Origin of the sequence: Streptomyces sp. NPDC058000 (assembly GCF_042886435.1) — a bacterium.
Lineage (GTDB): Bacteria > Actinomycetota > Actinomycetes > Streptomycetales > Streptomycetaceae > Streptomyces.
In genome coordinates, this window is the sequence record NZ_JBHVQS010000001.1 from 262396 (window position 1) to 284060 (window position 21665).

15 protein-coding genes and 2 pseudogenes are annotated in these 21665 nt (G+C 72.3%); 9 read left to right on the plus strand and 8 right to left on the minus strand.

Annotated features, from left to right (window positions below; translation table 11 throughout):
- Positions 1-11: 11 nt before the first annotated feature.
- Together ACFVT2_RS01310 and ACFVT2_RS01315 are read left to right on the plus strand one after the other, a co-directional pair.
- Entirely contained in the window at positions 12-551 is a 540-nt protein-coding gene (locus ACFVT2_RS01310; protein WP_390010714.1) for an SSI family serine proteinase inhibitor, read from the plus strand.
- Positions 552-743: 192 nt separating this feature from the next.
- On the plus strand, positions 744-4826 hold the full coding sequence (locus ACFVT2_RS01315; protein WP_390010716.1) for a PAS domain-containing protein: 4083 nt from the start codon (positions 744-746) through the stop codon (positions 4824-4826).
- Positions 4827-4894: 68 nt separating this feature from the next.
- Here ACFVT2_RS01315 and ACFVT2_RS01320 read toward each other — a convergent pair whose 3' ends face one another.
- From ACFVT2_RS01320 to ACFVT2_RS01330, 3 genes are all read right to left on the minus strand, one after another.
- Positions 4895-6547, minus strand: coding sequence for a long-chain fatty acid--CoA ligase (locus tag ACFVT2_RS01320; RefSeq protein WP_390010718.1), 1653 nt, complete (start codon positions 6545-6547; stop codon positions 4895-4897).
- Positions 6548-6891: 344 nt separating this feature from the next.
- Positions 6892-7380 (minus strand): carboxymuconolactone decarboxylase family protein, encoded by a 489-nt coding sequence (locus ACFVT2_RS01325; RefSeq protein ID WP_390010719.1) that lies wholly within the window; start codon positions 7378-7380, stop codon positions 6892-6894.
- Between the two features lie 175 nt (positions 7381-7555).
- Entirely contained in the window at positions 7556-8053 is a 498-nt protein-coding gene (locus tag ACFVT2_RS01330; protein ID WP_390010721.1) for an ATP-binding protein, read from the minus strand.
- Positions 8054-8296: 243 nt separating this feature from the next.
- Here ACFVT2_RS01330 and ACFVT2_RS01335 point away from each other — a divergent pair, with 243 nt between their 5' ends.
- From ACFVT2_RS01335 to ACFVT2_RS01345, 3 genes and pseudogenes are all read left to right on the plus strand, one after another.
- Positions 8297-9151 (plus strand): helix-turn-helix domain-containing protein, encoded by an 855-nt coding sequence (locus tag ACFVT2_RS01335; RefSeq protein ID WP_390010723.1) that lies wholly within the window; start codon positions 8297-8299, stop codon positions 9149-9151.
- An 8-nt stretch (positions 9152-9159) separates the two neighbouring features.
- Entirely contained in the window at positions 9160-9357 is a 198-nt protein-coding gene (locus ACFVT2_RS01340) for a DUF397 domain-containing protein (RefSeq protein ID WP_390010725.1), read from the plus strand.
- 301 nt (positions 9358-9658) lie between these two features.
- Positions 9659-9928: pseudogene (locus ACFVT2_RS01345) on the plus strand (DUF6624 domain-containing protein); the annotation flags it as partial.
- 153 nt (positions 9929-10081) lie between these two features.
- Here ACFVT2_RS01345 and ACFVT2_RS01350 read toward each other — a convergent pair.
- The gene (locus ACFVT2_RS01350; RefSeq protein WP_390010727.1) at positions 10082-12001 is read right to left on the minus strand and encodes a SpoIIE family protein phosphatase; all 1920 of its coding nucleotides are present in this window, start codon (positions 11999-12001) and stop codon (positions 10082-10084) included.
- Between the two features lie 224 nt (positions 12002-12225).
- On the opposite strand from ACFVT2_RS01350, the gene ACFVT2_RS01355 reads away from it, so the two are divergent.
- The 4 genes and pseudogenes from ACFVT2_RS01355 to ACFVT2_RS01370 all read left to right on the plus strand — a co-directional run bounded on the left by ACFVT2_RS01355 (position 12226) and on the right by ACFVT2_RS01370 (position 18245).
- Entirely contained in the window at positions 12226-16677 is a 4452-nt protein-coding gene (locus ACFVT2_RS01355) for a HAMP domain-containing protein (RefSeq protein WP_390010729.1), read from the plus strand.
- Complete coding sequence (locus tag ACFVT2_RS01360) at positions 16674-17384, plus strand: two-component system response regulator (RefSeq protein WP_390010731.1); 711 nt, start codon at positions 16674-16676, stop codon at positions 17382-17384. The genes ACFVT2_RS01355 and ACFVT2_RS01360 overlap by 4 nt, the downstream gene beginning before the upstream one ends.
- Before the next feature lie 397 nt (positions 17385-17781).
- Positions 17782-18042, plus strand: a pseudogene (locus ACFVT2_RS01365) (Scr1 family TA system antitoxin-like transcriptional regulator); the annotation flags it as partial.
- Positions 18039-18245, plus strand: a complete 207-nt coding sequence (locus ACFVT2_RS01370) for a DUF397 domain-containing protein (protein ID WP_390010733.1) — start codon at positions 18039-18041, stop codon at positions 18243-18245. The pseudogene ACFVT2_RS01365 and the gene ACFVT2_RS01370, both read left to right, overlap by 4 nt.
- Positions 18246-18255: 10 nt before the next feature.
- Here the strand turns inward: ACFVT2_RS01370 and ACFVT2_RS01375 are convergent, their stop codons facing one another.
- The 4 genes from ACFVT2_RS01375 to ACFVT2_RS01390 form a co-directional block, all read right to left on the minus strand.
- Positions 18256-18807: a SigE family RNA polymerase sigma factor gene (locus ACFVT2_RS01375; protein ID WP_390010735.1), complete on the minus strand. Its 552-nt coding sequence runs from the start codon at positions 18805-18807 to the stop codon at positions 18256-18258.
- Positions 18808-18966: 159 nt separating this feature from the next.
- Complete coding sequence (locus ACFVT2_RS01380) at positions 18967-20133, minus strand: lipid-transfer protein (protein ID WP_390010737.1); 1167 nt, start codon at positions 20131-20133, stop codon at positions 18967-18969.
- The gene (locus tag ACFVT2_RS01385) at positions 20130-20564 is read right to left on the minus strand and encodes a MaoC family dehydratase (protein ID WP_390010739.1); all 435 of its coding nucleotides are present in this window, start codon (positions 20562-20564) and stop codon (positions 20130-20132) included. Before ACFVT2_RS01385 ends, ACFVT2_RS01380 begins: the two co-directional genes overlap by 4 nt.
- On the minus strand, positions 20561-21664 hold the full coding sequence (locus tag ACFVT2_RS01390) for an acyl-CoA dehydrogenase family protein (RefSeq protein ID WP_390010741.1): 1104 nt from the start codon (positions 21662-21664) through the stop codon (positions 20561-20563). The genes ACFVT2_RS01385 and ACFVT2_RS01390 overlap by 4 nt, the downstream gene beginning before the upstream one ends.
- Position 21665 lies beyond the last annotated feature (1 nt).

Consider the following 21665-nt stretch of genomic DNA (forward strand, 5'->3'; position numbering starts at 1 on the left):
AGGAGCCCGTGATGTCCCGTCGCCGGATCCCGTCCCCGTTCCGCTCCCGGTCGCTGCCCCGGTTCGCCGCGGTCCTCGCGGCCGCCGCCGTGTGTGCGGGGCCCGCGCTCGCCGTGGCGCCGGCCGCCTCCGCCGCCCCGATCCCGTTGCCGTACCACCACGACGTCCTGCCGTTCCTGGGCCACTGGACGCCCGACGCCGAGGCGCCCCGTGGGCGGCGTGGGGACCACCTCACGGTCACCGTCACCCGCTCCGGTTCGGACCGCACGGACGGCAGGTTCGAGCTGTACTGCCATCCGCGGGGCGGGAACCACTTCGACGCGCGGCGCGCCTGCGACCGGCTGGACCGGATGACGCGGTGGGGCAAGGACCAGTTCGCCCCCGTGCCGCAGGGTGCGCAGTGCACGATGATGTACGGCGGTCCGGCGCGGGCGCACGTCAGCGGGACGTGGGCGGGGCGCCCGGTGAACGCCGACTTCCGGCGCACCAACGGGTGTGAGATCGAACGCTGGAGCCGCTTCGAACCGATGCTCCCGTCGACCGTTTCCTGACCCGGTTCGTGCCGGAGTAGCGCGCCAGGTCAGGACGAGGGGCACATGTCGGGCGTGCGGCGAGTCGCGTCGGAGCGCGGCATTACGTGGGTCGTCATCCGCCTCCGCGTCTCCGGCATGTGCCCGTAGACTCCATCCCAGCGATCCGCCATGGTGGGTCGGCAAGGTGCGGTAACAGGGAGGAAGCGTCGCGTGAGCAGCAGGCCATCCCGAGGCGCTGCTCGCCTCGCAGCCATACTGGACGCCCTCCCCGACGCGTTGTTGCTGGTCAACTGCAACGGCACGGTCGTCAACGCCAACGCCATCGCCCTGGAGATGTTCGAGACGCCGGGCACGGCCCTGGTCGGCCGTGGCCTCCTCGACCTGCTGCCGTCCTTCGACTCCAAGCGGATCCCCGGTTCCATGCGGCGCCGGGACGAGGACGTGGAGGAGCGGACCCGGCCGACGCGGATGGTCGCGCGGCGCACCGACGGCACCGAGTTGCTGGTCGAGGTGACCAGCGCCAACTTGGAGGACGGCCGCACCCCGTACGAGTCCGCCTTCGAGGCCGCCTACGCCGACCACCGCAACGGCTACACGGGCGACGAGTTGCTGATGCTCGTGGTGCGCGATCTGACGGGGACGTTGGACACCGAGGCCGAGCTGGCGCGTCAGCAGCGGCAGACCGAGATGATCCTGCGGGCCGCGGCCGAGGGTGTGGTCGGTGTCGACTCCGAGGGCCGGGTGGTCCTCGTCAATCCGTCCGCGGCGCAGATCCTCGGCTATCGGGCGAGCGAGCTGGGCGGCAAGGAACTGCACCCGCTGGTCCACCACTCGCGGGCGGACGGTTCGTCGCTGCCCTGGGAGGACACCCCGCTCGCCGACACCCTCAAGTCCGGTCGCAAGCACCGGGTGCGCGGGCAGGTGTTGTGGTCCAAGGACGGCCGGGCGGTCGCCGTCGATCTGACCACGGCGCCGGTGCGGGACGGCGACCAGTTGGTGGGCGCGGTGATGACGTTCACCGACCGGCGGCCGTACGACTCGCTGGTGGCGCGGCACGCGCAGCTGCTGGCCGTGGTGGGGCAGTCGCTGCGCGGGCCGCTCGCGGAGCTGGGCGGCGAGCTGAGCACCCTCGCCTCCGATCCGGCCGGCCAGCTGTGGCCCGAGGCGAACCAGATCCTGCACCACCTCGTGGCCGGGCACGCCCGGATGACGACGCTGGTCGACAACGTCCTCAGCTACCAACGGCTGGACTCCGGCAAGGACAAGCTCCACCGCACCAAGGTGTCGCTGGACCAGGTGGTCGCGGCCGGTGTGGAGGGCGCGGTCGAGCTGATCGGGCCGGGCCGGGCGCAGTTCGCGGTGCACGCGCCGCCGATAGCGGCGCTGGTCGACGCGGAGCGGCTGGCGCAGGCGCTGTCGCATCTGATCGCGGACGTCGCCGGGGTGGACTCCACGGGCCGGCACCCGGCCGGTGCCGGTACCGCCGGGTCGGGCGGTCGTCCGGTGCCCGGCGACTCGACGATCGTGGTGGCGGCGGCCAAGCGCGGCGAGGTCGTCCGCATCGAGGTGCGCGGGCCGTTCGGCGGTGGCGATCCGGTGCACGGGCCGATCGTCCGCGGGATCGTGCGGATGCACGACGGGTTGATCCAGACGCACAAGGTGCCCGGTGGTTCCGGCGCGCGCGGCAGCGCGTACGTGCTGGAGCTGCCGGTGTTGATCGACGAACCGGAGCCGGCGGCCGACGAGGCGGCGGACGAGGGTGCCGAGGCACCGGACGGCGACGCCGCCCGGGCCGACGGGGGCACCGCCGCCCCGGGCGGTCCGGGGACGGACGGCCGCGGGCAGCCCGGCGCCGGGGAGCCGGCCGCGGGTGCGGAGGCGAAGAACGGTACGGACGGCGGGCAGCCGACCGGACGGCGGCGGGCCCGGCGGACGGGCGCGGAGCCGGGTGCCGCGGCCGACGGTACGCAGGGTGCGGGGCTGCCGGCGGGTGCCGAGGTGGGGCCGCCGAGCGGTCGTCGCCGGGCGCGGCCGGCACCGGAGGGTTCGGCGCTGCCCGCGCTGCCGTCCGGGGCCGCTGACGGTGCCCGGGCCGGCCGGCCGGCACCCGGTCTGACGCCCGCGGTGAGCCCGGCACTGGGACCGGTGCCGCCGCAGGGACAGCCCCAGGCAGCAAAGCCTCAAGCAGCACAGCCTCAAGCACCGTCCCAGGCACAGGCCCAGGCACAGCTCCAGGGTCAGTCTCAAGGGCAGCAGCGGACGCGGCAGCAGGGACCGCAGGCGGGACAGCCCCAGGGGGCGGCTCCGGGGCACCTTCCGGCGCTCGCGCAGGGACCCGTTGCGGCCGCCGGCCGACGGACCCGACGGACGCTGGCCGAGGCACCCGAGCGGCCCGGCGAGTCGGACCCGGCCGGCGCCGCCGCGCACGGCGTGGGCGCGCCGCAGCAGTCCGGCGGGCGGGCCGCCCAGGCCCCGGCCGCACCGCGGTCGCCGTTCGCGCTGCCGCCGGCCGCGGCGGACCGGGCACCGCAGCCGCCGGCCGCGCAGTCGGCGCTGCCCGCGATCGCCGGCGGGGTGCCGGTTCCCGCGCAGGCCCCGGGCCAGCCGGAGGCCGGACCGCAGGAGGCCGGCGGTACGGGGCGGCGCCGGGCGCGTCGTCCGGTGTCCGGTGGGCCGGAGGCGACCGCCGGCACCCCGGCCGAGCAACCGGCCGGCGCGGCCGACTCCCCCGACGGACCGGGAACGTGGGACGCCGAGCCGACCGGCCGGCGGCGCGCACGGCGGGCCGCCGCCGAGGAGCGCGCGGCCGCGGCGATGGCCGACGCCGAGGCGTCCGGCACGTTCGTGGCGGGCCCCGAGGGCCTGGTCGCGCAGCCGTCCGAGCCCGCGGACCCGGAAGCGCCGGCCGAGGCGACCGGTACGGGCACCGGCACCGCACCCGGCATCGGCGGTGCCCCCGCACTTTCCCCCGCCACGCCCACCGGCCGCCGCCGGGGTCGCCCCAGCCCCGCCGAGGAGGCCCCGGCCGCCCCCGCGCCCGCTCCGGTCCCCGCGGGCGGGCCGGTGCCGCCGTCGGGCGCCGCCGTGCCCCCGCAGACCCGGCAGCCGTTGCCGCCCGCGGAGGACGACTCCGGGCACACCTCCGGGCGGGCGTTCAGCGTGCGCACGCTCGGCCAGGGCGTGCCGTTCGCCCAGCAGTTGGCCGATCCGCAGCGTCCGGGTCCGCAGCCCGGCGCGGTCCCCCCGGCGAGTACGAGCACGCCGCCGGGCGGCACGTCCACCGGCTCCGGTCGCCGGCGCAAGCTGGCGGCGCCCCCGCCGGAGGACGAGCGCGGTTCGGCAGCCGAGGCCGCGACGCCCGGTGCCGCGCCGCGCCAGGCCGCAGGGCAGCAGCCGACCGCCCGGCCCAAGCAGCCGGGGCCGCAGCCGCATCTCATGGACGCCAGTGAGGGTCGGGCGTTCGCCATCTCCGCGCCCGACGAGGGCAGCGAGGGACCCGAGCCGTTGGACGGGCCGAACGGCGCCATCGAGGTGACGGACCGTCAGCAGCCGCCGATGGACGACGAGTTGCCGCCGGAGCCGCTGGACAACCCGCGTCGGCTGCTGGTCTGGCCGGCGCCCGACGTCGCCACCCAGCAGGCACTCAGCGACCGCGGCTACCGCCCGGTGATCGTCAACTCCCGCGAGGAGGTGGACGCGCAGATCGCCGCGTACCCGGCGGCGCTCTTCGTGGACCCGCTGACCGGGCCGATCACCCGTACCGCGCTCCAGTCGCTGCGGCAGGCAGCCGGTGCCGCGGAGGTGCCCGTGCTGGTCACCGCCGGGCTGGGGCAGGCGACCCGGGAGGCCGCGTACGGCGCCGATCCGGCCGTGCTGCTCAAGGCGCTCGCCCCGCGGGACAGCGAGAACCAGCCGGCGCGGGTGCTGCTCATCGAGCAGAACGACGCCATCGCGGGCGCGCTGACCGCGTCGCTGGAGCGGCGCGGCATGCAGGTCGCCCGGGCCGGCGCGGACACCGACGCGGTCGCCCTGGCGACGCAGCTGCGGCCCAACCTCGTGGTGATGGACCTGATGCAGGTGCGCCGCCGCCGGGCCGGCATCGTGGACTGGCTGCGCGCGAACGGGCTGCTCGACCGCACTCCGCTGGTCGTCTACACCGCCGCCGACCTGGATCCGACCCAGCTGCCGGGGCTCGCCTCGGGGGAGACCGTGCTGTTCCTGTCGGAGCGGTCCACCAGCGCCGAGGTGCAGAGCCGCATCGTGGACCTGCTCGCGAAGATCGGCACGAACTAGCCGGCCCACCGGCCCGCCGGACAGGCGTCGGGGCCCGCCGGAATCGCCCGGCGGGCCCGGTCGGCCGGTCAGCCCAGCAGCGTGACGTCCAGTTCGCCGGCCGCGTACTGGCGGCGCAGCACCTTCTTGTCGAACTTGCCGACGCTCGTCTTCGGCACCGACGGGATCACCGCCCACCGCTCCGGCAGCTGCCAGCGCGCGATCCGCTCGCCGAGGAACGCCCGCAGCTCCTCGTAGGTGAGCGCCGAACCGTCCGTCAGCACCACGGTCGCCAGCGGCCGCTCGCCCCACTTGTCGTCCGGTACGGCCACCACCGCGGCCTCGGCGACCCCTGGGTGCGCCATCAGGTGGTTCTCCAGCTCGACCGACGAGATCCATTCGCCGCCCGACTTGATGACGTCCTTGGCCCGGTCGGTCAGGGTCAGGTAGCCGTCCGGTGTGATGGTGCCGACGTCGCCGGTGCGCAGCCAGCCGTCGGGGCTGAACTTGTCGTCCGGGCGCAGCGGTTCGCCCTGCGCGCCGCCGTAGTACGCGCCCGCGATCCACGGGCCGCGTACCTCCAGTTCGCCCGCGGCGGTGCCGTCCCAGGGCAGTTCCTCGCCGTCCGGGCCGATCAGCCGGGCCTCGACGGAGGCCGGGAAGCGGCCCTGGGTGGCGCGGTAGGCCCACTCCTCCTCGTCGCTCACCCCGGCCGGCGGGTGGGAGACGCAGCCCAGCGGCGAGGTCTCGGTCATCCCCCAGGCGTGCACCACGCGGATCCCGTGCCGCTCCTCGAAGCCCCGCATCAGGGCGGGCGGGCAGGCCGAACCGCCGATGACGACGGTGTGCAGACAGGCCACGTCCCGCTTGTGGGCGTCGAGTTCGGCCAGCAGGCCCTGCCAGATGGTCGGGACCGCGGCACCGATGGTGGGCCGGATCGTCTCGATCATCTCGGCGAGCGGCGCGGGCTGGAGGAAGCGGTCCGGCATCAGCAGCGAGGCGCCGGCCATGAACGCGGCGTGCGGCAGCCCCCAGGCGTTGACGTGGAACATCGGCACCACCGGCAGCGCGATGTCCCGCGAGGCGAGGGCGAACGCCTCCGCGGTGTTGACCTGGAGGGAGTGGAGGTAGAGCGAACGGTGGCTGTAGACCACGCCCTTGGGCTCGCCGGTGGTGCCGGAGGTGTAGCAGAGCGCGGCGGCCGCCCGCTCCTCGATCTCCGGCCAGTCGTAGCTCTCCGGCCGTCCGGCGAGCAGTTCCTCGTACTCGTGGATCCGGGCGTGGCCGCCGGCCAGCGGGGCGCGGTCGCCGGGGCCGACGACGATCACGTGCGCCACCTGGGGCAGCTGCGGCAGCAGGGGCGCGAGCAGCGGGATCAGGGTGCCGTTGACGAGGATGACCCGGTCCTCGGCGTGGTTGACGATCCAGGCCAGCTGTTCGGCCGGGAGCCGCAGGTTCAGCGTGTGCAGCACCGCCCCCATGGACGGGATGCCGAGGTACGCCTCCATGTGCTCGCTGTTGTTCCACATGAGGGTCCCGATCCGCTCCGCGGCGGTCACCCCCAGGGCGTCGTGGAGCGCGTGCGCGAGCTGCGCGGCCCGGCGGCCGATTTCGGCGAAGGTGCGGCGGTGCGGCTCTGCCTCGCCGGTCCAGGTGATGACCTGGGCCTTTCCGTGGACCGTGGATCCATGGGTCAGGATTCGCGAGACCGTGAGCGGTACGTCCTGCATCGTGCTGAGCACCGGGTGCCTCCGCTTTGTTACGGGCGGGTAGTGGTGCTGCGATTGTCGATGCATACCAGGTGGTATGTCACGTGTTCATGGCGTGTTCTTTTCCCTATCGGCCGGAAACGGCCGGGAACGCGTCGACAGGACGCGTTCCCCACCAGCCGGACGCCCTTCCGGCGGCCCGTACGCGGTCATCGACGACCACGCCGTCCCGCGCCGCCGGATCGGGCGACCCCGCTCACGGAAGAGGTCGGCCTCCCAGCCGGATCAGTCCCTTGCCAGGCAGGCCAAGTCCCCTACCAGGCCGGTCCCCTGCCCGATCAGTCCCACTGCCAGGTCAGTCCCCGTGCGCGTCCAGGTCAGTCCCACTGCGTGTCGGCGAGGGAGTCGACCGGCTGCGGCTTGCCGATGACGGCCACGGCGATGAAGAAGTTTATCTGGCCGATCGCGATGGTCAGGGTGGCCAGCGCCTTCTCGTCGTAGTGCTTCGCCACCTCGGCGTACAGCTCGTCGGAGACCCGCTCCTTGCCGTGCGGGGCGGGCTGGAGGGTGGCCTCCACCAGGGCGAGGGCGGCGCGCTCGGCGTCGGTGAAGTACGGGGCGTCCTGCCAGGAGGAGACGGCGGTGATGCGCTCCTCGGACTCCCCCGCCTTGCGCAGGAAGCCGGTGTTCAGGATCGTCAGGTACGTGTTGCGGACGATCTGCCCGGCGCGCAGGTGGATGAGGTTCATCGTGATGCGCGGCACCGAGCGGTTGCCCGTGGCCCGGAAGAGGGCGGAGCTGACGTCGGCCATCTCGGGCACGAACTCGGCCGGGTTGGGCATCCGGGAGATGGAGGTGTTCGTCATGGCTGCTCTCCTTCGTTTCGGCCTGGTTGGCGTCTTCACAGCCCTGACGGATCGGCGCACGCAGATGTGACGGGAATCCGGAAAAGTTTTCTGGTGCGCCCCTGACCTGGGGACTCTTCGGTCCCGCCGGGGCCGCGCCTGGCTGGCGGGCGCCGGCGGACGGGGTGGGCGGCAATCATTCGGCTGCCTCCGTGGGCCGCTCGGAATCGTGGGCGCGGCCGGTCGGGCCGGCCGCCGCGCGGCCTTCGTCCAGCGCGAACCACACGCGCTTCCAGCCGTCGGAGCCGATGGGCCACGCGACGCCCCACCCGGACGCCAACGCGTCGACGAGGCACAGCCCCCGCCCCGACTCATCGCCGTCGCGGCCGCCGCGGAACGCGGGGCGCAGTTCGGGGCCGGCGTCCCACACGCTGACGTTCACTCGGGCCGGGCCGAGTAAGACGTCGAGGTGGATCGTGCGGGTGTGGGTGTGCAGGTGGATGTTGGTGACCAACTCCGAGACGAGCAGGCGCGCCGTCTCGGATGCGGGGGCGTGTCCGGTGAGAACCAGCAACTTCGCGACCATCTCCCGCGCAACCTTGGGGGCGGCGGAGCTGCTCGGCACGCTGAAGCGGTACGACTCTCGGATGGGGTGGTGCGGCTGGGGAACGGGCTTTTCGTCAACCGTGCTCATGGTCGGGTCTCCTCACGAGAACGTGAGCGCCGCCGCTGCCGTCCGTGGCCTGGTCCATCCCCCGGGAGCCCAATGGGCTTGCAGATGGCTGCACTTCGGGTCTTCCTGGCATGCGGTGCGCCGTTGCGAGGACCGTAGGGGGTATACATGCTCCGGAGCAAGGTTGTTCCCTGAGGTTCGCGAGACCGGGTGGACCCGTGGCACCGTTACGCGGGAGACTGAGCGCGAACAGGGGAAGGTGACATGCCGCCGAGGGACAATCCAACGGCCCGACAAGCGAGGCTGGGCGCGGAGTTGCGCAAGCTGCGCGAACGCGCGGGTAAGACTGCCCGCGAGGCGGCCGGGATGGTTTCGACCGACCAAGCCAAGATTTCGCACATCGAAGCGGGCCGGGTCGGCATCAGCGAAGACCGCATCCGCCGACTGGCTACCTTCTACGCCTGCGACGACGATGCGTTCGTCGATGCCCTGTGCGCGATAGCGCGCGAGCGCCGGGGCCAGAACTGGTGGGACAGATACCGAGGAATCCTCGCGCCCGGGTTCCTCGACATCGCGGAATTGGAACACCATGCGACACGGTTGTGCTGCCTCCAGCCGGTGACGTTTCCAGGAATCCTCCAGACCGAGGAGTACGCGCACGCCTTGTTCGCCGGAGTCATTCCGCAGCTCCCCGAAGACGAAATACATGCCCGCGTCGAGCACCGGATGGAACGACGGGCGATCCTCGAACGTGACAGCGCCCCACAGTTCGAAGCGATCGTTCACGAGGCTGCGCTACGCATGCGCGTCGGCGGGCGGAAGGTGGCACGAGCGCAACTCGAATACCTCTTGTCAACGTCCGAACGCCCCGGCCTGACCCTGCGCGTCATCCCCTTCACCAGCGAGGACTTTGTGGAGGTAACGCAGACGGTGATGTACGCGAGCGGTGTCGCGCCGCAGCTCGACACCGTCCACATCGACACCCCGTTCGGCGGCCGATTCCTGGACGCGGCAGCTGACCTCGACCGCTACCGAACGCTGCTCGGTTTTGCCGAGCAAACGGCACTCTCACCCGAAGAGTCGCAGAGTTTCATCCACCACATCGCAAGAGAACTGTGAGTCAGGGAATGAGCGAAATAATGTGGCAAAAGTCGAGTTTCTCCGGCGGCGGTGGCGAGCAGTGCATCGAAACAGCCGTGGTCGACGGTGAAATCCTGATGCGCGAAAGCGACGACCCCGACATCGTCGTGCGGACCACGCCGGCGAAGCTCAAGGCGTTCATCGCCGGCGTGAAGGCCGGGGAGTTCGACCACTTCGCCACCTGACCCCCACCGCCGGCACAACCATGCCCCCCGTCCAGGCCGGACGGGGGGCATTTTGCGTATACCGCGCGACATGTATGCCCCGGAGCATACTTGCCACCTCATCCGTCGTAGCGCTACGGTCACCATGCGTTGCCACCGCGGCGCGATCCCACGGCGGATCGCGCTCAAGGTGCACACAACTCTCCCTGGGCGCACGCCAGTTGGGGGAGTGCTCATAGTTGCCCCTACCCGCCTTCCCTGACCGGGTGGGGGCAACCATGGCGCTACGACAGCAGGACGGCCACGGAAGCCAGCGGGCGTCGGTGCGGCGGCCGCCAACGCCGCCTGGCTCATCGTCCAACACGCCGGACTCGACCTCCAGTTGCGCGCTCTCGGCCTGCTCGCCTCCGCGGTCGAGCAGGGGGAGGCCACGCATCAACAACTCGCCCTGCTCACCGACCGGGTCCTCCTACGAGAGGGAAAGCCCCAGCTGTACGGCACGCAGTACCGGGACCTGCGCGACGGCCGCGGATACCAACTGTGGGACGTGACCGACCCCGACGGCCTCGACGCCCGCCGCGCCGCCGTCGGTCTGGGCCCCATGCCGCGTACGACGTCGTCATGCGCGAACTCCCGCACCACTCCGGCTACTCCGTTCCGTCGGCCCCGCCACGTCCACGGCACCCGCGCACTGAGCAACGCCGGACGGACGGCCCGCGCCCGTAAGCAACGGCCGCGGTCGCGGTCACCGCATCAAATCCGGCTTAGGTGGCACCGCCTGGAGGACGAGGACCGAGAGGTCGTCCTCCACCGGGCCGGTGCCGAAGTCGTGGGCGGCTCGGCGGATGTGCTCCGCCAGGGCCTTGGCGCCCAGGCCGAGGCCGTCCCGCAACACCTCGACCAGTCCGTCGTTGTCGTCCAACTGCCAGTTGCCGCAACGGCGTTCGGTGACCCCGTCGGTGACGCAGAGCAGCGTCTCGCCGGACGCGAGGACGAAGGTGCTGGCGTGGTACTCGGTGCCCTCGTCGATGCCCAGCAGCATCTGCGGGTCGGAGGCCGGCTCCACGACGCCGTCGGTGAACATGTGCAGCGGCGGCGGGTGCCCGGCGCTGGCGACCGTGCACCGGACCCCGGGGACACCGGGTTCGACGGTCAGTTCCCCGTAGAGCAGGCTCAGGAAGCGGGAGCTGGCCTGTTCGCCGCTGAGTTCCACCGCCTCCGCGCTCTCCTCGGCCATGGCCAGATTCAGCCGTCCGAGGACCGATTCGACGCCGTGGCCCTCACGGGCCAGCAGGCGCACCAGATGGCGGGCCAGTCCGGTCACCGACATCGCCTCGGGGTCCTTGCCCTGCACGTCCCCCAGGAGGAAGCACCAGCGGCGGTCGCCCATGGGGAAGACGTCGTAGAAGTCACCGCCGACGGTCTGCCCCTCACCGTGCGGCTCGTAGACGATCGCGGTGTCCACGCTGGGGATGCTGGCCAGTGAGGCGGGCAGCTGGCGGCGCTGGAGGGCCAGGCTGATGGTGGTCTGCCGGGTGTACTGGCGGGCGGTGTGGACGGCCTGGGCGACCCGGCGGGCGACGTCCTCCACTATCCGGACGACGGTGTCGGTCATCTTCAGCCGGCCCGCCCGGCCCAACAGCAGGACGCCCTGGAGTTCGCCGCGGGCCACCAGGGGGAAGGCCAGCGCCGAGCCGCCCGACGGGGACGCACCGGCGTGTTCCGGCCAGGGCCAGGGGGTGGCGCCGGGCCCGGTGACGTCGGTGGGCGGGTCGCGTTCCAGGTCGGTGCGGAGTGGCACGATCCGCCGCTCGTCGACGTGCCAGACCCGGGAGAGCGCCATCCCGCCGCCCTCGACGCTCAGCCAGATCGCGCACCAGTCGGCGAGGCGGGGCACCAGCAGCTGGGCGGCGAGCGCGGTGACCATGTCCTGGTCGAGCTGGCCGGCCAGCAGTTCACTGGTCTCGGCGAGGAACGAGGGGCCGCCGCGGTCGACCCACTCGGCGACGTCGCCGTGCGGCGGGCGGCCGTGCCCGAGCGGCACCCGGACCGGGGTCGCGGCGCCGTGCGGATGGCGGCCCGGACCGGCCGGCACGGCCTCCTTTTCGCCCTCGGTGGCCTCCAGGCGGAACCAGACCGTCTTGGTGGACCTGCGGTAGGTCACCCCCCAGGACTCGGCGAGCGCGCTGACCAGCTGGAGGCCGTAGCCGGGCTCGCCACTACGGGCGTCCACCCCGCCGCGCACCACCCGCGAGGGATGGCGGTCGGAGACCTCCAGGACGACGGCGACGGTGGCCGGGCCGGGCGGCCCGGTATCGCCGCCCGGGCCGTCACCGCGGGCCGCGGCCGGGCCGTGACCGCGTCCCGCCGCCGACTTGCGCCCGTACTCCAGCCGGCAGGTGACGTCGATGTCGGTCCCGGCGTACATCACGGCGTTGGTGACCAGTTCGCTGACCAGGAGGACGGCCTGGTCGATGAGCTCCTGGCTGATCGCCGCCGCGCCGGGGGCTGTGCCCGGGGCGGCCCGGGCGGCGGCCCGTTCGGTCAGCAGGGTGCGCACGAATCTGCGGGCCCCGGCGGCGGCCAGCTGGTTCGCCGGCAGCCCGGTGCGGGACACCGTTTCGGTCTCTTGCGGGGCCGTCGTCCGCGGGGACAGCGAGGTCACTGCGCCCCCTGATGAATCTGGAAAAGCAACTCATTACGGGCGCTTTATACTATGACATATCTGCCCAATTCGATCAGTTCCGGACCGTCTCCGAGACCCCGTCGGGACGGCTCCGGAACGCCTCCGGACCGCCCCGGGACGAGGCGGACGGCTCTGCACCAGCCGGCCGGCCCGGCCCCCGTTCGGTTCACGTTCGGTCTCGATCACTGGGGGGATGGTGTGCCATGGCGCCCGACCCGACCCGGCCAGAGTCCGCGGCGTCACCCCCGGACGCCCGCCCGGACGGCCAGTGGGTGCGCACCAGCGAGCTGCGCCCCCTCCTGGCCGCCATGAACGCCCTACGGGACGGCGACTTCACCGCCCGCACCGAGCTCGGCCCGGGCGACCCGCCGGCCGACGGCGTGCTGGCCGACATGACCGACGTCTTCGCCCAGATCGTCGCCCGCAACGCCCACCTGGCCACCGAACTCCAGCGACTGCGCCGCGAGGTCATCCGCCAGGGCCGGCTGGACGAGCGGATCAGCGCCAGCCCCGGACAGGGCGGCTGGACCACCAACGTCGAGGCCGCCAACGCGGTCCTGGAAGCGGTGGTCACCCCGGTCGCCAAGGCCACCCGGGTGCTGGACTCGGTCGCCGACGGCGACCTGACCCGCCACGTCGACCTGCACGACGGCAGCCGCCAGCTCCGCGGCGACCTGCGCCGCCTGGCCAGCTGCGTCAACCGCGTGGTCGACCAGCTCTCGCTGTTCACCGGCGAGGTCACCCGGGTCGCCCGCGAGGTCGGCACCGAGGGCCGGCTCGGCGGCCGGGCCAAGGTGCAGGGCCTCTCCGGCGACTGGCTGAACGTGACCGAGGCGGTCAACACCATGGCGGCCCGGCTGACCGCGCAGGTCCGGGACATCGCGGTGGTGACCACGGCGGTGGCCGGCGGCGACCTCACCCAGCAGGTGACGGTCGAGGCCACCGGCGAGCTGCTGGAGCTCAAGCTCACCGTCAACACCATGGTCGACCAGCTGCGGGCGTTCGCCGACGAGGTCACCCGGGTCGCCCGCGAGGTCGGCACCGAAGGCCAGCTCGGCGGCCGGGCCCAGGTCCGCGGCGTCTCCGGCGTCTGGAAGGACCTCACCGACAACGTCAACCTCATGGCGTCCAACCTGACCTGGCAGGTCCGCAACATCGCCCAGGTGACCACCGCCGTCGCCAACGGCGACCTCAGCCAGAAGATCACCGTGGACGCCCGCGGCGAGATCCTGGAACTCAAGTCGACGATCAACACCATGGTCGACCAGCTCTCCGCCTTCGCCGACGAGGTCACCCGCGTCGCCCGGGAAGTCGGCACCGAGGGCCAACTCGGCGGCCGCGCCCAGGTCCGCGGCGTCTCCGGCGTCTGGAAGGACCTCACCGAGAGCGTCAACTTCATGGCGGACAACCTCACCACGCAGGTCCGCAACATCGCCCTGGTCGCCACCGCGGTCGCCGAGGGCAACCTCGGCAAGAAGATCACCGTCGAGGCGAAGGGCGAGATCCTGGAGCTCAAGTCGACGATCAACACCATGGTCGACCAGCTCTCCGCCTTCGCCGACGAGGTCACCCGCGTCGCCCGCGAGGTCGGCACCGAGGGCAACCTCGGCGGTCAGGCGCAGGTCCGCGGCGTCTCCGGCGTCTGGAAGGAGCTCACCGACAACGTCAACTTCATGGCCCTGAACCTCACCTCGCAGGTCCGCAACATCGCCCAGGTGACCACCGCCGTCGCCAACGGCGACCTCACCAAGAAGATCGACGTGGACGCCCGCGGCGAGATCCTGGAGCTCAAGGACACCGTGAACACCATGGTCAAGCAGCTCCGGGCGTTCGCCGACGAGGTCACCCGGGTGGCCCGCGAGGTCGGCACCGAGGGCCGGCTCGGCGGCCGCGCCCAGGTGCACGGCGTCTCCGGCGTCTGGAAGAACCTCACCGACAACGTCAACTCCATGGCGGACAACCTGACCTCCCAGGTCCGCAACATCGCCGAGGTGGCGACGTCGGTGGCCCGCGGCGACCTCTCCAAGAAGATCGACGTGGACGCCCGCGGCGAGATCCTGGAGCTCAAGACGACGATCAACACCATGGTCGACACCCTCTCCTCGTTCGCCTCCGAGGTGACCCGGGTGGCCCGCGAGGTCGGCAGCGAGGGCCAACTCGGCGGCCAGGCCCGGGTCGAGGGCGTCTACGGCACCTGGAAGCAGCTCACCACCAGCGTCAACGAGCTCGCACTCAACCTCACCACCCAGGTGCGGGCGATCGCCGCGGTGACCAGCGCGGTCACCCAGGGCGACATGACCCCCTCGATCACCGTGGACGCCCAGGGCGAGGTCGCCGCCCTGAAGAACAACATCAACCTCATGGTCGCCAACCTCCGCGAGACCACCCGCGCCAAGGACTGGCTGGAGTCCAACCTGACCCGCATCGCCGGCCTGATGCAGGGCCACCGCGACCTGGTCGAGGTCGCCGACCTGATCCTGCGCGAGCTGACCCCGCTGGTGAACGCCCAGTTCGGCGCGTTCTTCCTGGCCGAGGCGGGCGCCGCGCCCGGCGAGGGCCTGGAACTGATCGCCGGCTACGGCACCGGCCGCACCGAAGGCCGCAGCGGCCTGCCCCGGCTGCGGATGGGCAGTCCCGGCTGGGGCCTGATCACCCAGGCCGCGTCGGAGAAGAAACGCATCCTCGTCGAGGCCGTCCCCACCGACTACCTCACCATCAGCTCCGGACTCGGCGCCGCCGCCCCCGCCAGCGTCGTCATCCTGCCGATCCTCTTCGAGGACCACGTCCTCGGCGTGATCGAACTGGCCTCGTTCAGCCGCTTCAGCGACGTCCACCTCGCCTTCATCGACCAGTTCGTGAACACCATCGGCGTCTCCATCAACACCATCATCGCCAACTCCCGTACGGAATCCCTGCTCTCGGAATCCCAGCGGCTGACCGCCGAACTCCGCCAACGCTCCGACGAGCTGCAACTCACCAACGCCGAACTGGAGGAAAAAGCCGCACTGCTCGCCACCTCCTCCCAGTACAAATCCGAATTCCTGGCGAACATGTCGCACGAGCTGCGCACCCCGCTCAACTCGCTGCTGGTCCTCTCCCGCCTGCTCGCCGACAACCCCGAAAGCCATCTCAGCCCCCAGGAAGTGGAATTCGCGGTCACCATCCACCGCGCCGGATCCGACCTGCTGCAACTCATCAACGACATCCTCGACCTGTCGAAGATCGAGGCCGGCCGGATGGACGTCCACCCCAAGGCCCTGCCGCTGAAGAAACTCCTCGACTACGTACGGGCCACCTTCCGCCCGCTCACCGTCGACCGCGGCCTGAGCTTCGACGTCCGGGTCGGCGACGACGTCCCCGCGGAACTCTTCTCCGACGAACAACGCCTCCAGCAGATCCTCCGCAACCTCCTCTCCAACGCGGTGAAATTCACCTCCACCGGCGGCGTGGAACTCATCGTGGAAAGGGTCCCCGGCCACCAGTGCGGCCAGTTCGAGGAGGTGTCCCTCCGCACCGCGGACGCCGTCATCGCGATGTCCGTCAAAGACACCGGTATCGGCATTCCGCCGGAGAAACTCGACGGGATCTTCGAGGCGTTCCAGCAGTCCGACGGCACCACCAACCGCAAATACGGCGGCACCGGCCTCGGCCTCTCCATCAGCCGCGACATGGCCGCGCTGCTCGGCGGCCGCATCAAGGCCGAGAGCCAGGTCGACGTCGGCTCCACCTTCACCCTCTACGTCCCCGCCCGTTACACCGGGCCGTCCACGACACCGGCCACCAGCACGACCTCGGGCGCCGGCGGCCGGGCCCCCGCCCTCTTCCCCTCAGACGTCGACGGGCCCGCCGCCGCCATCGGTCCGCTGGCCCCCGCGTCCCCGGCCCGGCCCGGCCACACCGCCGGCCCGGTCCTGGCCGAACAGCTCGCCGCCCCACCGGTCACCGCCACCCGCGCCCCGGGCGACCTCTTCCCCGGTCAGGAGGGCCTCGCCTCCCGCGCGGCCATCCGCCCCGGGGAGAGCGGCGACGTGACCTGGCCCGAGGCCACCCGCCTCAAGGACTGGCTCAGCGGCCGCCCCGGACAGGTCCTCGCCAAGCGCCAGATCCTCATCGTCGACGACGACATCCGCAACGTCTTCGCGCTCACCCACGTCCTCGGCCGGGTGGGCATCAACGTCAAATACGCCGAGAACGGCCGCGAGGGCCTGGAGGTCCTCGACCAGGCCCCGGACGTCTCCCTCGTCCTGATGGACATCATGATGCCGGAGATGGACGGCTACGAGATGATCCGGGCCATCCGCCGCACCCCCCGCTTCACCGACCTCCCGATCGTCGCCCTGACCGCCAAAGCCATGCCCGGCGACCGCGAGAAGGCCATCGAGAGCGGCGCCGACGACTACATCCCCAAACCGGTCGACGTGGACCGCCTGCTGTCGGTCATCTGCGGACTGCTGGACCCGACGACCAAGACGCCGGCCGGCGCCCCGACGACCGACCCCGCCCCGATCGACCCGCCGATCGATCTGCCGATCGACCTCCCGGCTGACACAGCGGCCGGCCCGCCGGCTGACACAGCGGCTGACCCGCCGGCTGACCCGCCGGCCGACACACCGAACGACACCTCCGACGAGGGAACGGAAGGGCCGCAGCCATGACCCCGCCCCCACCCGACACCGCGCCCATCCTCATCGTCGACGACATGGAAGAGAACCTGGTCGCCCTCGAAGCGGTGCTCAGCTCACTGACCCCGAAGGTCGTCCGCGCCCGCTCCGGCGAGGAGGCCCTGAAGGCCATGCTCCGCGAGGAGTTCGCGGTCGTCCTCATCGACGTCCTGATGCCCGGCATGAACGGCTTCGAGACGGCCGCCAACATCAAGGGCCTGGACCAGACGAAGGACGTCCCGATCATCCTCCTGACCGGCGCCTCCGTAGACCCCAACTACGCCTACCGCGGCTACACGGTCGGCGCCGCCGACTTCCTCATCAAACCCTTCGACCCCTGGCTGCTGCGCACCAAGGTCAACGTCTTCCTCGACCTGTACCGCAAGAACCACCAACTCGCCTCCCAGGCCGACCAGTTGAAACGCCTGCTGACCGGGAGCGGCGAGGGGCCGACGCCCGCCGAGCCCCACCGCCCCGAAGTCCGCGAGGCCGAGCCCCGCCGGCCCGGGCCCCCCAAACCGGAGACCAGCGCGGCGCCCACGGTCGGCGACGAGGCCCGCCTGTCGGACATCGCCAGCCGCCTCGCCCAGATCGAACTGCTCCTCCGCGACGCCCGGGACGCCGAGTCCACCGGCCTCGCCGACCGCATCGCCGCCCTGGAAGAGTCGGTGGAGCGACTGATGGCCGGCCGGGAGGTGTAGGGCGCGCCTGGCGGGCCATAGGGCGTGCCTGGCGGGCGTAGGGGCCCTCGGGGCCCTAAGGGGTGCTTCAGGGGTGCCTCGGGGACCACTCAGGGTTGCCCCCTGATGGCGACTGGCCGCAGACCAGGGAGAGTTAACGGTGATCCGCCCCTTCCTGGCTCTGTGGTCACCGTCCTCGGGAGCAGCCCCATGCACCGCCGCCCTTCCACCCTCCGCCGCCTGACCGTGACCGGCGTCGCCCTCGCCGCGATCACCGCGGGTGCGTACGTTCCGGCGGTGATGGCGACTCCCGCGGCTTCCCCACGGGCGGCTGCCGCCGACTCGTTCGATCCGGCACCGGTGCGAGACCTCCTCGCCCGCCTGCCCGACCCCGTTGTCGCCGGTGCACTGATCAGGGTTAGCGCAGTTGCGGAACGTCGAAGTTCAGGTCATGCCGACGAACCGTGAGGACCACGCCGGGATGGGCGGTGACATCGAGGGCATGAAATTCGCGGACGGTTCAGCGGTAGTGCGTCCTGATGACCAGTTCACCAGCACAGTCATCTCCGACCCGAAACAGATCAGGATCCTCGAACTGCGCTACGGGATCATCCGAGCCCAGGCTCTCACGCCCCGGGAGTCACTCGCCTTTATCGAGAAAGTGCTGGGAGAGAGATGAGCCTCAAGCCCGCCGTCGGGCACGCCACCGCACTGGCGTGGGTCAAGAGCAGCTACAGCGACAGCAACGAAGACCACGACTGCGTAGAGGTAGCCCCCACCCCCACCACCATCCACATCCGCGACTCAAAGAACGCCACGGGCCCCCACCTGCACATCCCCCCGGCCGCCTGGGCCGACTTCGTCGCGTTCGCCAGGCGTTAGGCGTTAGGCGCTAGGCGGCGACTCGGCTCAGGCCCAGGTCCGCCAGTTCCTGGTCCTCGCGGAGTTTGGCCAGGGCGCGCGAGACCGCGCTCTTGACCGTGCCGACCGAGACCTCCATGATCTCGGCGGTCTGGGCCTCGCTGAGGTCCTCGTAATACCTGAGGACGACCATCGCGCGCTGCCGCGCCGGCAGCCGCATGATCGCGCGCCACATCGCGTCGCGCAGACCCTGGAGCTCGGCCGGGTCCGGCGCCGGGACCGGGTCCGGCTCGGGCAGCTCGTCGCAGGCGAACTCCTCGACCTTGCGCTTGCGCCACTGGGAGGTGCGGGTGTTGATCAGCGCCCGCCGGACGTAGCCGTCCAGCGCACGGTGGTCCTCGATCCGCTCCCAGGCCACGTACGTCTTGGTGAGCGCGGTCTGGAGGAGGTCCTCGGCGTCGTTCGGGTTCGAGGACAGGGACCGCGCGGCACGCAGCAGGACCGGCCCCCGGGCCCGTACGTAGGACGCGAACGACGGGAACGTCGCGGGCGTCGAGGCGCTTGTGCACACTGACGTGGTCATGTGTTCCACGCTAGAAGCGGGAGCGGGGCCCGGGCGTCGCCCCAAGGTGCCGAAGCTGCGTCCGTCTCAAGTTGTAGGGGTGGGGCCTGCCGCACCTCCTCAGGGGGGAGCGCGCCGGTCGCTCCCCTAGGGGCGTGGCGGTCGCCGACGCCCGCTGGGCTACCCCGCCCGCCCCAGTACCAGTCCTGACGTGGGCACGCCGGTGCCCGCGCTGACCAGGACGTGGTCGGGGGTGCCGGCCTGATTGACGCTGCTGCCGCGGAGCTGGCGCACGCCCTCGGCGATGCCGTTCATACCGTGCAGGTACGCCTCGCCGAGCTGGCCGCCGTGGGTGTTCAGGGGGAGGGCGTCGGCGGCCACGAAGTCGGCGGCCTCGCCGCGGCCGCAGAAGCCGAACTCCTCCAGCTGCATGAGGACGAAGGGCGTGAAGTGGTCGTAGAGGATGGCGACGTCGATGTCGGCCGGGGTGAGGCCGGCGGTGCGCCACAGCTGGCGGGCGACGACGTTCATCTCGGGGAGGCCGGTGAGGTCGTCGCGGTAGAAGCTGGTCATCTGCTCCTGGGCGCGGCCGGCGCCCTGGGCCGCGGCGGTGATCAGCGCGGGCGGGTGCGGCAGGTCCCGGGCCCGCTCGACGGAGGTCACCACCAGCGCCTGCGCGCCGTCGGTCTCCTGGCAGCAGTCCAGCAGCCGCAGCGGTTCGACGATCCAGCGGGACGCGGCGTGGTCGGCCAGCGTGATCGGCCGGTCGTAGAAGTACGCGGCCGGGTTGCGGGCGGCGTGCCGGCGGTCGGTGACCGCGACGTGGCCGAAGGCGTCCGGGGTCAGACCGTAGGTGTGCAGGTAGCGCTGGGCGGCCATGGCGACCCAGGAGGCCGGGGTGAGCAGGCCGAAGGGGAGGTTCCAGCCGAGTGCGGTGCCCTCGGCGGACGGTTCGCGCTGCTGTACGCCGGCGCCGAAGCGACGGCCGGACCGCTCGTTGAACGCGCGGTAGCAGACCACGACGTCGGCGAGCCCGGTGGCGACCGCGAGGGCCGCCTGCTGGACGGTCGCGCAGGCCGCGCCGCCCCCGTAGTGGACGCGGGAGAAGAACGTCAGCTCGCCGATGCCGGCCGCCTGGGCGACGGTGATCTCCGGGTTGGTGTCCATGGTGAAGGTGACCAGGCCGTCCACGTCGTCCGGGGTGAGTCCGGCGTCGGCCAGGGCGGCGTGCACGGCCTCGACGGCGAGTTTGAGTTCGCTGCGCCCGGAGTCCTTGGAGAACTCGGTGGCGCCGATGCCGACGACGGCGGCCCGGCCGCCGAGGGTGTCGGCGCGGTGACGGGTCATCGGGCGACCGCCTCCAACTGGACGGTGACGGTGCCGGTGACGTGGTTGCCGAGGCCGTTCGCCCCCACGACGTGCACCTGGACCGTCTCCCCGTCGACGGCGGTGACGGTGCCCCGCAACACCATGGTGTCTCCCGGGTAGTTGGGCGCGCCGAGGCGGATGGCGACCTTGCGCAGGACGCACCGCGGGCCGAAGTGGTCGGTGAGGTAGCGGCCGACGAGGCCGTTGGTGGTGAGGATGTTCATGAAGATGTCGGGGGAGCCCTTCTCCCGGGCCGCCTCGGCGTCGTGGTGCACGTCCTGGTAGTCGCGCGAGGCCAGCGCCCCGGAGACGATCAGGGTGCGGGTGACGGGGAGTGTGAGGGGCGGGAGTTCCAGGCCCGGGTGGGGCGCGGTGGCCCGGTCCGCGTCCCGGGCGGCGTCGGTGGTCATGCCTGCGACTCCTTGGTCAGCAACGCGCCCAGTTCTTCGAGGAGTTCGGCGCCCGCGCCCAGATAGGCGTCGAGCTGCCGGCCCCAGAGGAAGTGCCGGTGCACGGGGTGGTCGAGGTCGGCGCCGATGCCGCCGTGCAGGTGCTGGCCGGTGTGCACCACCCGTTTACCGGCCTCGGCGGCCCACCAGGCGGCGGTCAGCGCATGCGTCACGGCGTCCAGGCCGGCGTCCCGGCGCCAGGCCGCCTCGTAGGCGGTGACCCGGATCGCCTCGGTGTCCATGTACGCCTCGGCGGCCCGCAGTTGGACCCCCTGGTTCGTGGCGAGCGGGCGGCCGAACTGCTCACGGGTGGTGGTGTGCGCCACCGCCCGGGCCAGTGCGCCCGCGCATACGCCCGCCTGGAGCCCGGCGAAGGCGGTCCGGGCGACGGCGAGGACGTCGTCGTAGGCGCCGTGGGGGTGGTGCGCGCCCGGACCGCCGAGCGGCTCGGCCGCGGCCCCGTCCAGCGTCAACCGGCCCGCGGACCAGGGCGCGGTCGTCGCCACCGGCTCGACGCCGACGCCGGGCTCGTCGGCCCGGACCAGCCACAGTCGGCGTTCCGCGTCCGGGACCAGCAGCAATGTGGCCTCGCACAGCCAGGGGACGACGGGCACGGTCCCGGTCAGCCGGGCCCGCCCGGAGTCCGCCGGCGGTCCGGAGTCCGCCGGCGGTCCGGCGGCGACCGGCCGCGGCCCGCCGGCCCCCGCCGCCCGCGCGAACGCCCCGGTCGCCACCTGCGTCCCGTCCCGCAGCCCCGGCAGCAGCCGCGCCCGCTGCGCCGCGCTCCCGTGCGCGCCGACGGCCAGCAGCCCGTACGCGCAACTGGCCGCGAACGGCACCTGGGCGGTCGTCCGCCCCTGCTCCTCCGCCATCAGCACCAGGCCCAGCAGCCCGGCCTCCTCCACCGCGCCCGGCAGTCCGGCCGCGCACAGGGCCTTCCACAGGTCGGCGTCGGCGGACGTGCCCAGGGCGGCCAGCCGCTCCGGTGTGGACAGGTCGCCGAAGATCTCCGCCGCCAGGTGGCCCGCGGCCCGTTGCTCGTCCGTAGGCGTGAAGTCCACG

Excerpts from the sequence above, each read along its gene's own strand:
- ACFVT2_RS01340 (WP_390010725.1), top strand. The coding sequence starts at position 9,160 with ATGAGCGAAATAATGTGGCAAAAGTCGAGTTTCTCCGGCGGCGGTGGC.
- ACFVT2_RS01370 (WP_390010733.1), top strand. The coding sequence starts at position 18,039 with ATGAGCCTCAAGCCCGCCGTCGGGCACGCCACCGCACTGGCGTGGGTC.
- ACFVT2_RS01375 (WP_390010735.1), bottom strand. The coding sequence starts at position 18,807 with ATGACCACGTCAGTGTGCACAAGCGCCTCGACGCCCGCGACGTTCCCG.
- ACFVT2_RS01355 (WP_390010729.1), top strand. The coding sequence starts at position 12,226 with ATGGCGCCCGACCCGACCCGGCCAGAGTCCGCGGCGTCACCCCCGGAC.
- ACFVT2_RS01380 (WP_390010737.1), bottom strand. The coding sequence starts at position 20,133 with ATGACCCGTCACCGCGCCGACACCCTCGGCGGCCGGGCCGCCGTCGTC.
- ACFVT2_RS01385 (WP_390010739.1), bottom strand. The coding sequence starts at position 20,564 with ATGACCACCGACGCCGCCCGGGACGCGGACCGGGCCACCGCGCCCCAC.
- ACFVT2_RS01335 (WP_390010723.1), top strand. The coding sequence starts at position 8,297 with ATGCCGCCGAGGGACAATCCAACGGCCCGACAAGCGAGGCTGGGCGCG.
- ACFVT2_RS01360 (WP_390010731.1), top strand. The coding sequence starts at position 16,674 with ATGACCCCGCCCCCACCCGACACCGCGCCCATCCTCATCGTCGACGAC.
- ACFVT2_RS01310 (WP_390010714.1), top strand. The coding sequence starts at position 12 with ATGTCCCGTCGCCGGATCCCGTCCCCGTTCCGCTCCCGGTCGCTGCCC.
- ACFVT2_RS01325 (WP_390010719.1), bottom strand. The coding sequence starts at position 7,380 with ATGACGAACACCTCCATCTCCCGGATGCCCAACCCGGCCGAGTTCGTG.
- ACFVT2_RS01330 (WP_390010721.1), bottom strand. The coding sequence starts at position 8,053 with ATGAGCACGGTTGACGAAAAGCCCGTTCCCCAGCCGCACCACCCCATC.